General features: G+C 66.7%; 13 protein-coding genes. 11 read left to right on the top strand and 2 right to left on the bottom strand.

Features of this window, described 5'->3' with window-relative positions; translation table 11 throughout:
- Positions 1-32: 32 nt before the first annotated feature.
- Complete coding sequence (locus tag ACMV8A_RS04700; RefSeq protein WP_495324592.1) at positions 33-1,178, bottom strand: LysM peptidoglycan-binding domain-containing protein; 1,146 nt, start codon at positions 1,176-1,178, stop codon at positions 33-35.
- A 181-nt stretch (positions 1,179-1,359) separates the two neighbouring features.
- Here ACMV8A_RS04700 and def point away from each other — a divergent pair, with 181 nt between their 5' ends.
- The 10 genes from def to ACMV8A_RS04750 all read left to right on the top strand — a co-directional run bounded on the left by def (position 1,360) and on the right by ACMV8A_RS04750 (position 12,206).
- Entirely contained in the window at positions 1,360-1,863 is a 504-nt protein-coding gene (def, locus tag ACMV8A_RS04705) for a peptide deformylase (protein WP_495324593.1), read from the top strand.
- A gap of 48 nt (positions 1,864-1,911) precedes the next feature.
- The gene (fmt, locus tag ACMV8A_RS04710) at positions 1,912-2,853 is read left to right on the top strand and encodes a methionyl-tRNA formyltransferase (protein ID WP_495324594.1); all 942 of its coding nucleotides are present in this window, start codon (positions 1,912-1,914) and stop codon (positions 2,851-2,853) included.
- Positions 2,846-4,156, top strand: coding sequence for a 16S rRNA (cytosine(967)-C(5))-methyltransferase RsmB (rsmB, locus tag ACMV8A_RS04715; protein WP_495324595.1), 1,311 nt, complete (start codon positions 2,846-2,848; stop codon positions 4,154-4,156). Before fmt ends, rsmB begins: the two co-directional genes overlap by 8 nt.
- 4 nt (positions 4,157-4,160) lie before the next feature.
- Positions 4,161-4,718 (top strand): DUF4390 domain-containing protein, encoded by a 558-nt coding sequence (locus ACMV8A_RS04720; protein WP_495324596.1) that lies wholly within the window; start codon positions 4,161-4,163, stop codon positions 4,716-4,718.
- Positions 4,700-6,883: a sensor histidine kinase gene (locus ACMV8A_RS04725; RefSeq protein WP_495324597.1), complete on the top strand. Its 2,184-nt coding sequence runs from the start codon at positions 4,700-4,702 to the stop codon at positions 6,881-6,883. Before ACMV8A_RS04720 ends, ACMV8A_RS04725 begins: the two co-directional genes overlap by 19 nt.
- 23 nt (positions 6,884-6,906) lie before the next feature.
- The gene (locus ACMV8A_RS04730) at positions 6,907-8,271 is read left to right on the top strand and encodes a sigma-54-dependent transcriptional regulator (protein WP_495324598.1); all 1,365 of its coding nucleotides are present in this window, start codon (positions 6,907-6,909) and stop codon (positions 8,269-8,271) included.
- Between the two features lie 138 nt (positions 8,272-8,409).
- Entirely contained in the window at positions 8,410-9,792 is a 1,383-nt protein-coding gene (trkA, locus tag ACMV8A_RS04735) for a Trk system potassium transporter TrkA (RefSeq protein WP_495324769.1), read from the top strand.
- A 5-nt stretch (positions 9,793-9,797) separates the two neighbouring features.
- Positions 9,798-11,252 carry a TrkH family potassium uptake protein gene (locus ACMV8A_RS04740; protein WP_495324599.1) on the top strand — a complete coding sequence of 485 codons (1,455 nt, stop codon included), beginning with the start codon at positions 9,798-9,800 and terminating at the stop codon, positions 11,250-11,252.
- A gap of 2 nt (positions 11,253-11,254) precedes the next feature.
- On the top strand, positions 11,255-11,830 hold the full coding sequence (locus ACMV8A_RS04745; RefSeq protein ID WP_495324600.1) for a class I SAM-dependent methyltransferase: 576 nt from the start codon (positions 11,255-11,257) through the stop codon (positions 11,828-11,830).
- Positions 11,831-11,867: 37 nt separating this feature from the next.
- Positions 11,868-12,206 carry a tetratricopeptide repeat protein gene (locus ACMV8A_RS04750; protein WP_495324601.1) on the top strand — a complete coding sequence of 113 codons (339 nt, stop codon included), beginning with the start codon at positions 11,868-11,870 and terminating at the stop codon, positions 12,204-12,206.
- A gap of 18 nt (positions 12,207-12,224) precedes the next feature.
- On the opposite strand, the gene ACMV8A_RS04755 is transcribed toward ACMV8A_RS04750, so the two are convergent.
- Positions 12,225-12,905 carry a zinc metallopeptidase gene (locus ACMV8A_RS04755; RefSeq protein ID WP_495324602.1) on the bottom strand — a complete coding sequence of 227 codons (681 nt, stop codon included), beginning with the start codon at positions 12,903-12,905 and terminating at the stop codon, positions 12,225-12,227.
- Between the two features lie 125 nt (positions 12,906-13,030).
- Here ACMV8A_RS04755 and ACMV8A_RS04760 point away from each other — a divergent pair, with 125 nt between their 5' ends.
- On the top strand, positions 13,031-14,245 hold the full coding sequence (locus tag ACMV8A_RS04760) for a TraB/GumN family protein (protein ID WP_495324603.1): 1,215 nt from the start codon (positions 13,031-13,033) through the stop codon (positions 14,243-14,245).
- The last annotated feature ends 2 nt before the right edge of the window (positions 14,246-14,247 follow it).

Genomic DNA, 14,247 nt, shown 5'->3' on the forward strand with positions numbered 1-14,247 from the left:
CAGGCGCCGTTGCAGAGTGAAGCGATAAAAACTCAGGGATTGGTGACAATGTCCTTCACGTGCATGGTACGCGTGGCCTTCATCACCAGGCCATAGCTGACGCGCTCGAAGGTGCGGAACACCATCAGGGTACCGGCGTGCTCATCGGGCATCTTCACCAGTTCGCCGCCCCGCATGCGATCGCGGACCATTTCACCGGCCTGATAGATGGCCAGGACGTGGCCCGGCTCCATACCCTCACGCTGCCCCAGGTTGAGCGCCACTACCTGATACTGGCCGATGAGGGACACGCCACCGGGCACGGCGATGATCTGACCGCGTACCTTGCTCTTGGGCGCGCGCGGCAGGAAGCTCACATCCGCCGCCGTATCATTGGCCGGCAGCAGGCGATCGCCGTTCAGCACCTCGCGGGTGGCGCTGGTGATCTGCAGCGTGGAAACGTCAGCGAACTCCTTCAGCCGCACGTCACCCACATGGATCGCCTCGTAGCCGAGGATGTCATCGGGATTGTTGGGATTGCGATAGACGGCACCGGGGCGCACCACCACGTAATCCGTCAGGTCCGCATCGGTCAGGCCGCGCACGTAAACGCGATGGCCGGGGCCGGCGATGAGATGCTTGTCGACGCTGGAGATGATATAGGGCGCAGCCTCCAGTTCCTTCTCGGTCACCACACGCGGCCGGGTCAGGAACGGGCGGATGGCGTCGATGGGGATGGTGGGAATGGCGCGCTCCAGACCTTCCACGCGCACTTGCGGTGACAGGCGCACCTCAGGAATGCCGCGCGGCGTGGTGCTGCTGATAACGCCGCCGCGATGCACCTGGATCACCGGGCGCCCGTCCTTGTAGGCCAGGATCAGGATGTCACCCGGGTAGATCAGGTGAGGATTTTCGATCTGCGGATTGCTGTCCCATACCTCCGGCCACAGCCAGGGGTCGCGCAGGAAGCGTGCGGAGATGTCCCACAGGGTATCGCCCTTTACGACGATATATTGTTGCGGATGATCCTCCCGCAGGACCACCGGCGGCGGCGGAGCCACCGGTTCCGGCACAACCACCGGCTCGGGTTGCGGCGCGGGTGCCTCGGGCTGTTGCGGCGCACTGGCACAACCAACGACAATGGCGGCGGCTGCCAAGGAAGTCAGCAGTCGGGAGATACGGAGCGGATTCTTTTCCATGGGCGTCCCGTAGATGTTTGTGTCTGATTCGGCGTCCATCCCGTGCGGGATGATTCCCCCCGGTCTGACCCCATCCCGCAGCATCGATTGGCGGGTCGTCCTGAGAGTCAGAACCTAGTATCATCATTACTTTAGCAGCAAGTCTTGCGCAATTACTATAGGTTTGTCACGGAAAACCGCCATGGCCATCCTCCATATCCTGCATTTCCCCGATCCGCGCCTGCGCACCCGCGCTGCGCCAGTGACCCAGGTGGATGCCACCATCCGCCGCCTGGTGGACGATATGTTCGACACCATGTACGACGCCCCGGGCATCGGCCTGGCCGCCACCCAGGTGAACGTGCACCAGCGCGTCATCGTCATCGATGTGTCGGAAGAGAAGAACGAACCGCGGGTGTTCATCAACCCCGAGATCATCAGCCGCGACGGCGTGGAGCAGATGGACGAGGGCTGCCTGTCGGTGCCCGGCGTGTATGAGACCGTGGAGCGGGCGGAGAAAGTGAAGGTGCGCGCCCTCAACCGCGACGGCCAGCCCTTCGAGCTGGAGGCCGACGGCCTGCTGGCGGTGTGCATCCAGCATGAGATGGATCACCTGGAGGGCAAGCTGTTCGTCGACTACCTGTCCAGCCTCAAGCGCGAGCGCATCCGCAAAAAGCTGGAAAAACTGCGCCGCCAGACACTGTAAGCGCTCACCAATTACGCGCCGCCCGGCCCACCTCCTTTCGGTATCTACATGACTCCGCTGAAGATCGTCTTTGCCGGCACCCCCGAGTTCGCCGCTGTGGCCCTCCAGGCCCTGCTCGCCTCACCTCACCAGGTCATCGCCGCCTATACCCAGCCCGACCGACCGGCCGGACGCGGCCGCAAGCTCACCCCCAGCCCGGTGAAGGCGCTGGCGCTGGAGCATGGCGTGCCGGTGTATCAACCGCTGTCGCTGAAGGACGCGGCCGCCCAGCAGGAGCTGGCGGCGCTGGGCGCCGACGTGATGATCGTCGCCGCCTACGGTCTGCTGCTGCCCAAGGCGGTGTTGGAGATGCCGCGCCACGGTTGCCTCAACATCCACGCCTCGCTGCTGCCACGCTGGCGCGGCGCCGCGCCGATCCAGCGCGCCATCCTCGCCGGCGATACGGAGACCGGCATCACCATCATGCAGATGGACGTGGGCCTCGATACCGGTGCCATGCTGCACAAGGTCAGTACCCCGATCAGCGACACCGATACGGCCGCCACCCTGCACGACCGCCTCGCCGCCCTCGGGGCCGAGGCGATCCTCACGGCGCTGGACCAGCTCCAGGCCGGCACTCTGCACGGCGCGGCGCAGGATGACGCCCTGGCCAATTACGCCAAAAAGCTGGACAAGGCCGAGGCCGCGATGGACTGGTCGCGCAGTGCCGTGGCACTGTCGCGTCAGGTGCGCGCCTTCAATCCCTGGCCGGTGGCGCAGGCCCGGCTGGGCGAGGAGGTGCTGCGTGTGTGGGAGGCCGTGGCCTTGCGGGAGGCCGGCAACGCCGCCCCCGGCCGCGTGGTACGCACCGGCCGCGACGGTATCGACGTCGCCACCGGTGACGGCCTGCTGCGCCTGTTGAAGGTGCAATTGCCCGGCGGCAAGCCGCTGGCCGCCGCCGATTTCCTCAACGCCCACCCACTCGACGGCGTGACCCTCGGCCATGGCTAAGGGCAAAAAGGACGACGCCCGCAGCGCGGCGGCCAAGGCCATCCACCAGGTGCTGGCGGAAGGCCGTTCCGTGGCGGCGGTCCTGCCGCCGGCCCTGGCCAGCGTCCCGCCGGCGGAGCGCGGCCTGACCCAGGAGCTGTGCTACGGCACCCTGCGCTGGGCGCCGCGGCTGGAGGCCCTGGCCGGCAAGCTGCTGGACAAGCCGCTGCGCGCCCGCGACGGCGACGTGCATGCCCTGCTGCTCGCCGGCCTGTATCAGCTGCTCTATCTCCATGTGCCGCCCCATGCCGCCGTGTCGCTCACCGTGGAGGCGACAGCGAAACTGAAAAAAGAATGGGCGCGCGGCCTGCTCAACGGTGTGCTGCGCCGCCTGCAACGGGAACAGGAAACCCTGCTCACTGCCGTCGACGCCAGCGATTCCGCAGCACTGGCCCATCCCGTGTGGCTGCTCGCCCGCCTGGAGCAGGACTGGCCCGAGCAGTGGCGCGCCATCGCCGCCGCCAACAACGAGCGCCCGCCCATGACCCTGCGCGTCAATCGCCTGCGTGGCACCCGTGAACAGTATCTGGAGCGGCTGCAGCAGGCCGGCATCGAGGCCAGCGCCGCCGCCCATGCGCCGGATGCCATCACGCTCGCCACCCCCGTGGCGGTGGAACAACTGCCCGGCTTTGCGGAGGGTGCGGTGTCGGTGCAGGACGCCGCCGCCCAGCTTGCCGCCGGCCTGCTGCAACTGGCGCCCGGCCAGCGCGTGCTGGACGCCTGCGCCGCCCCCGGCGGCAAGACCGGCCACATCCTGGAAACCTGCCCCGAGGTCGCTCTGCTGGCCCTGGACAGCGAGGCGGAACGCCTGCAGCGAGTGGCGGAAAACCTGGCACGGCTCCAGCTCACCGCCGAACTGCGCACCGGCGATGCCGGCGACCCGTCCGCCTGGTGGGACGGCAAACCCTTCGATCGCATCCTGCTCGATGCGCCCTGCTCCGGCTGCGGCGTGATCCGGCGCCATCCCGACATCAAGACCCTGCGCCGGGCCGAGGACATCACCACGCTGGCCGCGCAGCAGGCACGGCTGCTGCGCGCGCTGTGGCCCTTGCTGACACCGGGCGGTATTCTTGTCTACGCCACCTGCTCCATACTCACGGCGGAGAACGCCGGGCAGGTGACGGCCTTCCTGCGTGAGAAGACGCAGGCACAAGAACTCCCCATCACCGCCGCCTGGGGACAGGCCGTGGCGGCGGGGCGGCAGATCCTGCCCGGCGAGAATGGAATGGATGGCTTTTATTACGCAGTCCTGCGCAAGGCGTAACCCGTTGCTGGCTGGCTGGCGCCGGCTATTGGGTGCGCTCGCCCTCGGCCTGTGCGCGGTCGGCGCCCAGGCCGGCGGTTTCGAGGTGCGCAGTGCCGCCACCAAGCTGCAGGATGACGGCTACCAGCTCACCGCCCGCATTGATTACGACTTCAGCGCCGAGGTACTCGATGCCCTGGCCAACGGCGTCCCTCTCACCCTGCGGCTGGAGATCGAAGTGCAGCGCCTGCGCCGCTGGTGGGCCAACCAGACGGTGGCCAAACTGGAGCAGCGGCACCAGCTCACCTACCACGCCTTTTCCGATCAATACCTGCTGCGCAACCTGGGCAGCGGCACGCTGACCATCCATCCCACCCTCAACCAGGCGCTGGCCGCGCTGGGGGCGCTGGATGAGCTGCCGCTGCTGGACGCGGCGCACATCGAGGCGGAGGAGGAATACCAGGTGCGGCTGCGCACCTCCCTGGACATCGAGGCCCTGCCGGCGCCGCTGCGCCCGGTGGCCTACGTCACCCCGGCCTGGCGCCTGTCGAGCGCGTGGTTCACATGCTCCTTGACGCCTTAAAACGCCTCACCTCCGGGCCGCGACCGGTGGTACTGCTGCTGGTGCTGCTGCTGGCCTCGTTCTACCTGATGAGCGGCGCCATCCAGAATACCGCCCTGTTCGGCCGTCTCTACTCGCTGCTGCTGGGGGTGAACATCCTCGCCCTGCTGCTGCTCATCGCCCTCATCGGCCGCAACCTGATCCACCTGTTGCAACAGTACCGCGAACACGCCCCCGGCTCGCGCCTCACCCTGCGCCTGGTGGTGATGTTCGTGCTGCTGGCGCTGGCGCCGGTGTCGGTGGTGTATTACTTCTCGCTGCAATTCCTCCACCGCGGCATCGACAGCTGGTTCGATCTGCGGGTGGAAAAGTCGCTGGAAGATGCCCTGGAACTGGGCCGCGCCTCCCTCGATGGCCGCCTGCGCGAGCTGCTGCGCCAGACCCGCCAGGCCGCGGGCGAGCTGGCAAGCGTGCCGGACAGCGCCGCAGCGCTGCGACTGAACGAGCTGCGCCAGCACGGTGAGGCGGCGGAGATGACCCTGCTCACCCTGCGCGGCCGCGTCATTGCCGGCGCCAGCATGGATCCCAGCTCCATCGTCCCGGCCATGCCGAGCGATGCGGTGCTGCAGCAGCTGCGCCAGGGCCTGGACTATGCCCGCCTGGAACCCCTGGGCGAGGCTGGCATGCATGTGCGCGTCGCCATCACCCTGCCGGCACTGGAGCCGGGGGCCGAGCCGCGCGTGCTGCACGCCCTGTACCCGGTGGCCGAGCGCCTCAGCCGCCTGGCCGACAGCGTGCAGGAGGCGTTTGCCCAGTACAAGGAACTGGCCTTCCTGCGCCAGCCGCTGAAATACAGCTTCACGCTCACCCTGTCGCTGATCCTGCTGCTGTCCCTGCTCACCGCGGTGTGGGCCGCCTTTTTCTCTGCGCGGCGGCTGGTGGCGCCGATCCGCGACCTGGCCGAGGGTACCCGCGCAGTGGCGGCCGGCGACTACCACAAACGCCTGCCCCTGCCCGGCCGCGACGAACTGGGCTTTCTGGTGCGCTCCTTCAACGAGATGACTTACAAGATCGCCCAGAGCCAGCAGGCGGCGCAGCACAGCCAGCGTCAGGCGGAGGAGCAGCGCACCTATCTGGAGGCGGTGCTGGGCCGTTTGTCCTCCGGCGTGCTCACCCTGGACAGCGACGGCGTACTGCACACGGTCAACGCCGCCGCCGGCCAGATCCTGGGGGCCGAACTGACCGAGGTGCTCGGCCAGCCCTTGCAGGAACTGCCGGGGCGCCACCCCGCCCTGGACCAGTTTGTCGGGGCCTTACTGTCGCACCTCAACCTGGCCGAGCCGGAATGGCGCGCCGAACTGGTGCTGTTCGGCCAGAAGGGCCGCCAGGTACTGATGTGCCGCGGCGCCCTGCTGCCCGGCGGCGAGGGCCACGTCATCGTGTTCGACGACATCACCGCCCTGATTCAGGCCCAGCGCGACGCCGCCTGGGGCGAAGTAGCGCGGCGCCTGGCCCACGAGATAAAAAACCCGCTCACGCCCATCCAGCTCTCCGCCGAGCGCTTGCGCCACAAATACCTCGCCACCATGCCCGCGGCCGACGCCGAGGTGCTGGACCGCGCCACCCACACCATCGTGCAGCAGGTGGAGACGATGAAGGAGATGGTGAAGGCCTTTTCCGACTATGCCCGTCCGCCGCAGATCCGCCTGGAGCAGGTGGGCATCAACCGCATCGTCAACGAGGTGGTGGAGCTGTACCAGACTGAGCAACGGCCCATCAGCTTCGACCTGCAACTGGACCCGCGCACCCCCACCATCGAGGCCGACGCCGGCCGCCTGCGCCAAGTGCTGCACAACCTGATCAAGAACGCCCTGGAGGCCTGCGGCCGCGACGGCGCCTATATCCGCATCACCACCCACTGCGCCGAGCAGACCGGTTGCCGCTACGTGGAACTGTCCGTGTGCGACGACGGTCCCGGCATTCCCGAAGAAATGCTGGCCAACCTGTTCGAGCCCTACGTCACCAGCAAGCCCAAGGGCACCGGCTTAGGGCTGGCCATCGTCAAAAAGATCGTGGAGGAGCATGGCGGCATGATTTGGGTGGAAAACATGCCCGAGGGCGGCGCCTGCATTATGATTCGCTTACCGGTCAAGGCGAAGGGCGAGGGGCCAGGGGCCGGCTTCTGAGTCACCCAGAGGATTCGATAACCATGGCGCACGGCTACATCCTGGTAGTGGACGACGAACCGGACATCCGGTCGCTGCTGCAGGACATCTTGCGCGACGAAGGCTACGAGGTGGACACGGCGGAAAATGCCGCCACCGCGCGGCGGGCGCGCCGTACGCGCCGCCCCGACCTGGTGCTGCTCGACATCTGGATGCCGGATACCGACGGCATCTCCCTGCTCAAGGAGTGGACCGAGGAAGGCCCGCTCACTTCGCCGGTGATCATGATGTCGGGCCACGGCACGGTGGAGACCGCGGTGGAGGCCACCCGCCTCGGCGCCTATGACTTCATTGAAAAACCACTGTCGCTGGCCAAGCTGCTGGTCACGGTGGAGCGCGCGCTGGAGGCCTACAATCTGCACCGCGAGAACGTCGGCCTCAAGCGCCTGGCGCAACCGGTGGGCGAGCCGGTGGGCCGCAGCGCCGCCATGCAACAGCTGCGCGAACAGGTCCGCCGCGTCGCCCAACATGGCACCACCGTGTTGATCAGCGGTGAACCGGGCGCCGGCAAAGGGGTGATGGCACGCTATCTCCACGCCTGTAGCCCACGCCGCGACGGCCCCTTCATCAGCGTCGGCGTGGCCTCGCTGCTGGGTGACAACGCCACCGTGGAACTGTTCGGTAGTGAAGAGGACGACAAGGTGCACTACGGCCTGCTGGAACAGGCCAACGGCGGCACCCTGTTCCTGGACGATATCGGCGACATGGACAGCGCCACCCAGGCGCGCCTGCTCGGCGCGCTGGAAACACGCAGCTACCACCGCGTCGGCGGCACCGACCCGGTCAAAGTGGACGTGCGCGTCATCGCCGCCACCCACTACGACCTCGGCCAGCGCGTGCGCGACGGCCTGTTCCGCAACGACCTCTACTACCACCTCAACGTGGTACCGCTCACCGTACCGCCGCTGCGCGAGCACAGCGAGGATGTCAGCGACCTGATCCGTTTCTACGTCGATCATTTCGTCAGCCAGGAAAAACTGCCCTACCGCAGCTTCACGGTGGCGGCGCAAAACCGCCTGCGCAACCATCCCTGGCCGGGTAACGTGCGTGAGTTGCGCAACCTGGTGCAGCGCCTGCTCATCGTCGGCGGCAGCGGCGATGTGGATGCCGCCGAGGTGGAGGCTGCGCTGGGGGCGCTGAACGTCACGTCGGCGGCGACTGTCGCCGCCGCCGACGTCGACCTGCCACTGCGCGAGGCGCGCGAGAACTTCGAACGCCGCTATTTCACCGAACTGCTCGCCCGCCTCGACGGCAATATCAATCAGGTGGCGCAGCACTCCGGCATCGAGCGCACCCATCTGTATCGCAAGCTCAAGTCGCTCGGCATCGAAACAAAGAAAAAGGAGTAGCAGCAGGCGAATCCTGACACTGGCGTGCCACGAGGTACTTGAGTGAATTGCTTGTGCAGCGAGCCATTCTTTCCTCGTATCTTGTCGCTTTCCTCTCGTATCCGCCTCCACTACAATGCGCGCCCAACGCACAGCGGAATCACGGCCATGAAGATCATCATCCTCGGCGCCGGCCAGGTGGGTTCCTCCCTCGCCAACAATCTCGCCAGTGAAGCCAACGACATCACCGTCGTCGACACCGAGCCGCAACGCCTGCAAGCCCTGCAGGATCGCCTCGACCTGCGCACCGTGACCGGCCAGGCCTCGCACCCGGAAGTACTGATGCGCGCCGGCGCCGAAGATGCCGACATGCTGATCGCCGTCACCAACTCCGACGAGACCAATATGGTGGCCTGCCAGATTGCCTACTCGCTGTTCCGCACGCCGACCAAGATCGCCCGCGTGCGCGCCCTGGAATATCTGATGCACCCCCAGCTGTTCGCGCCCGAGTCGATTCCGGTCGATGTGCTGATCAGCCCGGAACAATTGGTCACCGACTATATTCACCGCCTGATCGAATACCCCGGCGCACTGCAGGTATTGAGCTTCGCCGAGGGCAAGGTGCAGTTGGTAGCGGTAAAGGCCTATTACGGCGGGCCGCTGGTGGGCCACGAGTTGCAGACCCTGCGCCAGCACATGCCCGGCGTGGACACCCGTGTCGCCGCCATCTACCGTCGCAATCGCCCTATCATTCCGGAAGGTACCACTGTCATCGAGGCCGACGACGAAATCTTCTTCATCGCCGCCAAAAAGGACATCCGTGCCGTGATGAGCGAGCTGCGTCGGCAGGAAAAGCCGGCGCGGCGCGTGATCATCGCCGGCGGCGGCAACATCGGCAAACGCCTAGCCGCGGCGCTGGAGGCCGACTATCAGGTCAAGCTGATCGATCACAATACCGCACGCACCAAGGCCTTGTCGGAAGAGTTGAGTCGCACCATCGTCCTACAAGGTGATGCCGCCGACGGCGACCTGCTGCTGGAAGAAAATATCGAAGAGACCGACGTGTTCTGCGCGCTCACCAACGACGACGAGGCCAACATCCTGTCATCGATGCTGGCCAAGCGCCTCGGTGCGCGCAAGGTGATGACACTGATCAACCGTGCCGCTTACGTCGACCTGGTGGAGAGCAGCGAGATCGATGTGGCCATCTCGCCGCAGCAGGCCACCATCGGCTCGTTGCTCACCCACGTGCGCCGCGGCGACGTGGCGGCGGTGCATTCCTTGCGCCGCGGTGCCGCCGAGGCCATCGAGGCCATCGCCCACGGCGACAGAAACTCCTCCAAGGTCGTTGGCCGTGCCATCGAGGAGATCAAGCTGCCGCACGGCACCACCATCGGCGCCATCGTGCGCGGCAGCGAGGTGCTCATCGCTCACCACGACACGGTGATAGAGGCCGAGGATCACGTGATCCTGTTCGTGGTCGACAAAAAGCGCATCTCCGAAGTGGAACGCCTGTTCCAGGTCGGCATCACCTTTCTGTAACGCCGATGCAATTTGCCGTCATCCAACGCGTGGTCGGCCTGCTGCTGATGATCTTCAGCAGCACCCTGCTGCCGCCCTTGCTGGTGTCCTATGGTTACGGCGACGGTGCCCACGACACCTTCCTGCTCGCCTTTGCCGTCACCCTGATTACCGGGCTAGTGCTATGGCTGCCGGTGTGCAAACTGCGCCGCGAGTTGCGCCTGCGTGATGGCTTTGCGGTGGTGGTGCTGTTCTGGACGGTACTGGGGGTGTTCGGTGCCCTGCCGTTGGCGCTGTCGGAACAACCCGGGCTGTCCATCACCGATGCCGTGTTCGAGTCCATGTCGGGCCTCACCACCACCGGTGCCACGGTGATCACCGGTCTCGACACCTTGCCGCGCTCCATTCTCTACTACCGCCAGCAACTACAGTGGCTGGGGGGCATGGGCATCATCGTGCTGGCAGTGGCGATCCTGCCCATGCTCGGCATCGGTGGCATGCAGCTCTATCGTGCCGAGATGCCGGGGCCGATGAAGGACAGCAAGCTAACACCGCGCATCACCGAAACGGCCAAGACCTTGTGGTACATCTACCTCAGCCTCACCATCGCCTGCGCCCTGGCCTATTGGAGTGCCGGCATGGCACCGTTCGACGCCATCGGCCACAGCTTCTCCACCGTGGCCATCGGCGGCTTTTCCACCCACGACGCCAGCATGGGCTACTACCACGGCAATGCGCTGATCGAACTGAGCGCCGTGGTGTTCATGTTCCTTGCCGGCATCAATTTCACTCTGCATTTCTACGCCTGGCGCGGCCGCAGCCCGCGCCCCTATCTGCGCGACACCGAATCGCGCACCTATGCCATCATCCTCGGTGCGACGGCACTGATCACCAGCGCCTATCTGTATATCAGCGGCACCTACCGCGATCCGACCGACGCGCTGCTGCACGGCATGTTCCAGGCGGTATCCATCGGCACCACTACCGGCTTCACCACCGCCGAATACCACGCCTGGCCCGGCTTCCTGCCGGTGATGCTGCTGTTCATCAGCTTCATCGGCGGCTGCGCCAATTCCACCGCGGGCGGCATGAAGGTGATCCGTTTCGTGCTGCTGGTGAAGCAGGGCTTGCGCGAGATCGGCCGTCTGATCCACCCCAATGCCGTGATCCCCATCAAGGTGGGCAACAAGTGCCTGCCCGATCGGGTCATCGACGCGGTGTGGGGCTTTTTTGCCGCCTACGTTGGCGTGTTCGCGGTGATGCTGTTGCTGCTGATGATGTTTGGCCTCGATCAGGTCACCGCCTTTTCCGCCGTTGCCGCCTGCCTCAACAACCTCGGTCCCGGTCTCGGCGATGTCGGCGCCAACTATGCCGACATTCCGGCCGCCGCCAAGTGGGTGCTGATGGTGGCCATGCTGCTCGGCCGTCTGGAAATCTTCACCCTGCTGGTGCTGTTCACGCCGACCTTCTGGCGCAAATAGACATGTCCGACGCCGCCAAATGGAACGAGCGCTATCGTGACACCCAGGTGGGCGGGGGCCGCCCGGCGCAGGTATTGAGCGACTACGCCCACCTGCTGCCGTCCCACGGCACGGCGCTGGACCTTGCCTGCGGCCTCGGCTCCAATGCCCTGTTGCTCGCCGCGCGCGGTCTCGACACCTTCGCCTGGGACATCTCCGCCGTCGCCATCGACAAGCTCAACGCCCATGCCCGCGGCCACGACCTGCCGCTGCACGCCGAAATGCGCGACCTGACCCTGCACGGCCTGCCGGAGCATCACTTCGATGTCATCGTCGTCGGCCGCTATCTGGAGCGCCGCCTGTGCCCCGCCATACAGGCCGCCCTCAAGCCCGGGGGACTGCTTTACTACCAGACCTGGACGCGTGCCCAGGTGAGCGAACACGGCCCCAGCAATCCGGCCTTCCGCCTGGCGCGCAACGAACTGCTGCATCTGTTCAGCGCGCTGGACGTCATCGCCTATCGCGAGGAAGACACCGTGGGCGACACCGCACGCGGCCTGCGCGATGAAGCGTATCTGGTGGCGCAGCGGCCCGTCTGACCTTGCCCGGCCCGCGCCGCGGCCCCATGTCACTGGCATGGACCCGACCCCCCTCGAAAAACTCCTCGCCACCGGCCAGGACAACCTGATGCTGCGCTTTGGCCTCGGCAGCGCCTGGCTCAAGCAAGGCGACCACGAGCGCGCCATCGAGCACCTGCGCGCCGCCCTGCGCCATGACCCGGCGCATTCTGCCAGCCACAAGCTGCTGGGCAAGGCGCTCGCCGCCGCCGGCCGCAACGACGAGGCCATCGCCGCCTATGAGGCCGGCATCGGCATTGCGGAGGAAAAGGGCGATATCCAGGCAGCGAAGGAGATGCGGGTGTTTCTCAAGCGGTTGCAGAAATCCGACCCGCCTCCTTCCGACCATCCCCACTGACGTAGGGGAAGAGACGGTTCAGCGCCGCAGGATCGCCAGCCAGCGCCACAGATTCAGCACGCTGAACAACGAGGCGGCGACGTAGGTGAAGGCGCAGGCGGTGAGGATCTGCCGCGCCGGGCGCAGGTCGTTGCGTGGCAGATAACCGCTGGCCAGCAGCGGCAGGGCGCGGCGGTAACTGGCGTCCAGTTCCACCGGCAGGGTGATGAGGTGCACCAGGATGGCGGTGCCGAAGGAGGCCAGGCCGGCGAGCAACATCACCAGCCCGGCGGAGGGTGCGCGCGTCAGCACGGTGAGCACCGGCAGCGCCAGCATCAGCGCCGCGCCGGCCTTCTCCGCGCCCTGGGCGATACGCACCAGGCGCGTGCGCCAGGCCAGCGGAGCGTAACCGCTGTGATCCTGCAAGGCGTGGCCGACTTCGTGGGCCGCCACCGTCACGGCGGTGAGCGAGCGGCCGTCGTAATGCTCCGGCGCCAGGCGCACCACCTTGGCCAGCGGGTCGTAGTGATCGCCCTGCGCAGTGGTTTCCACCGTCACCTGTTGCAGGCCGTGGCGATCGAGCAGATGGCGTGCCAACTCGCCGCCGCTGCCGGGATAGTCGCCGCGCACCCCGCTGTAACGGCGCAGCACCGCCTTGGCCCACAAGGCGGGCAGCAGGGTCAGGGCGAGGATCAGAAGGCCGATGATGGCAAGTAACATGGCTGCACTCAGCTGCAACAGTTCACTGCAAGCATGCGTGTGACCCCGCCGGTTTTCAATCCTGCTTTTGAATCTCCCCGCGCTTGCGCGGATAATCACCGCTCCGCGACCAACGAACGCCATACATGTCCGAAGATACGATCCGCACCAGCGGCCCATTGCGCCGCATAGCCCGCGACGGCACCACCTACACCCTGCTCGGCACCGCCCACGTCTCGCGCGCCAGCGCCGACGACGTGGCGGCGCTGCTGGAAACCGGCGCCTTTGACGCGGTGGCGGTGGAGCTGTGCCCGGCGCGCCACCAGGCCCTGGTCAATCCCGACGTGTGGGGCCAGACCGATCTGTACCAGGTATTCCGCCAGGGCCGCGCCTCCATGATGGCGGCGAGCCTGGCCCTCGGCGCCTATCAGCAGCGCCTGGCTGAACAGTTCAACGTGCGGCCCGGCGAGGAGATGCAGGCGGCGCTGGAGGGCGCCCTGGCGCGCGGCCTGCCGGTGCTGCTCATCGACCGCGACGTCGGCACCACCCTGCGCCGTGTCTACCGCAACGTGCCCTGGTGGCAGCGCCTCGGCATCCTCGGCGGCCTGCTCGGCAGCGTGCTGTCGCGGGAACAGGTGAGCGCGCAGGAGATCGAGCGGCTGAAGGAAGGCGACCTGCTGGAGACCACCTTCGCCGAATTCGCCGATCGCAACACCGTGCTGTATCGGCCGCTCATCGCCGAGCGCGACGAATACATGGCGGCGCGGCTGTGCGAGGAGGCGCAGGCCAGCGGCCACAAGAACATCCTGGCGGTGATCGGCGCCGGCCATCTCAAAGGCATCGCCACGCACCTGGACGACGCGACGACCTGTACCAACCCCAAGGCCACGGTGCAGCGGCTGGAGGCGCGGCCACCGGCATCACGCTGGCCCAAGGCCATCCCCTGGCTGATCGTTGCCGTTATCCTCGCCGGCTTCGTCATCGGCTTTTCCCGCAGCCCGGAGCTGGGCTGGGCCATGGTGTGGGACTGGCTGCTGATCAACGGCACACTGTCGGCGCTGGGCGCGCTCATCGCCACCGGGCATCCCGTCACCGTGCTCACCGCCTTTCTCGCCGCGCCGTGGACCTCGCTCAACCCGATGATCGGCGCCGGCATGGTGGCGGGCGCGGTGGAGTTGTACTTCCGGAAACCGCGCGTGGCCGACTTCAACAACCTGCGCCACGACGTCACCCACTGGCGCGGCTGGTGGCGCAACCGCGTATCGCGCACCCTGCTGGTGTTCTTCCTCGCCAGCCTCGGCTCCGCCATCGGCACTTACGTCGCCGGCTTCCTCATCTACGACCGCCTCATCGGCGCCTGATC

It is taken from the genome of Sulfurivermis sp. (genome assembly GCF_059410345.1).

What these genes read in the sequence shown, in the direction of transcription:
- ACMV8A_RS04700 (WP_495324592.1), bottom strand. Translation starts at nt 1,178, where the DNA reads ATGGAAAAGAATCCGCTCCGTATCTCCCGACTGCTGACTTCCTTGGCA.
- def (WP_495324593.1), top strand. Translation starts at nt 1,360, where the DNA reads ATGGCCATCCTCCATATCCTGCATTTCCCCGATCCGCGCCTGCGCACC.
- fmt (WP_495324594.1), top strand. Translation starts at nt 1,912, where the DNA reads ATGACTCCGCTGAAGATCGTCTTTGCCGGCACCCCCGAGTTCGCCGCT.
- rsmB (WP_495324595.1), top strand. Translation starts at nt 2,846, where the DNA reads ATGGCTAAGGGCAAAAAGGACGACGCCCGCAGCGCGGCGGCCAAGGCC.
- ACMV8A_RS04725 (WP_495324597.1), top strand. Translation starts at nt 4,700, where the DNA reads ATGCTCCTTGACGCCTTAAAACGCCTCACCTCCGGGCCGCGACCGGTG.
- ACMV8A_RS04730 (WP_495324598.1), top strand. Translation starts at nt 6,907, where the DNA reads ATGGCGCACGGCTACATCCTGGTAGTGGACGACGAACCGGACATCCGG.
- ACMV8A_RS04740 (WP_495324599.1), top strand. Translation starts at nt 9,798, where the DNA reads ATGCAATTTGCCGTCATCCAACGCGTGGTCGGCCTGCTGCTGATGATC.
- ACMV8A_RS04745 (WP_495324600.1), top strand. Translation starts at nt 11,255, where the DNA reads ATGTCCGACGCCGCCAAATGGAACGAGCGCTATCGTGACACCCAGGTG.
- ACMV8A_RS04750 (WP_495324601.1), top strand. Translation starts at nt 11,868, where the DNA reads ATGGACCCGACCCCCCTCGAAAAACTCCTCGCCACCGGCCAGGACAAC.
- ACMV8A_RS04755 (WP_495324602.1), bottom strand. Translation starts at nt 12,905, where the DNA reads ATGTTACTTGCCATCATCGGCCTTCTGATCCTCGCCCTGACCCTGCTG.
- ACMV8A_RS04760 (WP_495324603.1), top strand. Translation starts at nt 13,031, where the DNA reads ATGTCCGAAGATACGATCCGCACCAGCGGCCCATTGCGCCGCATAGCC.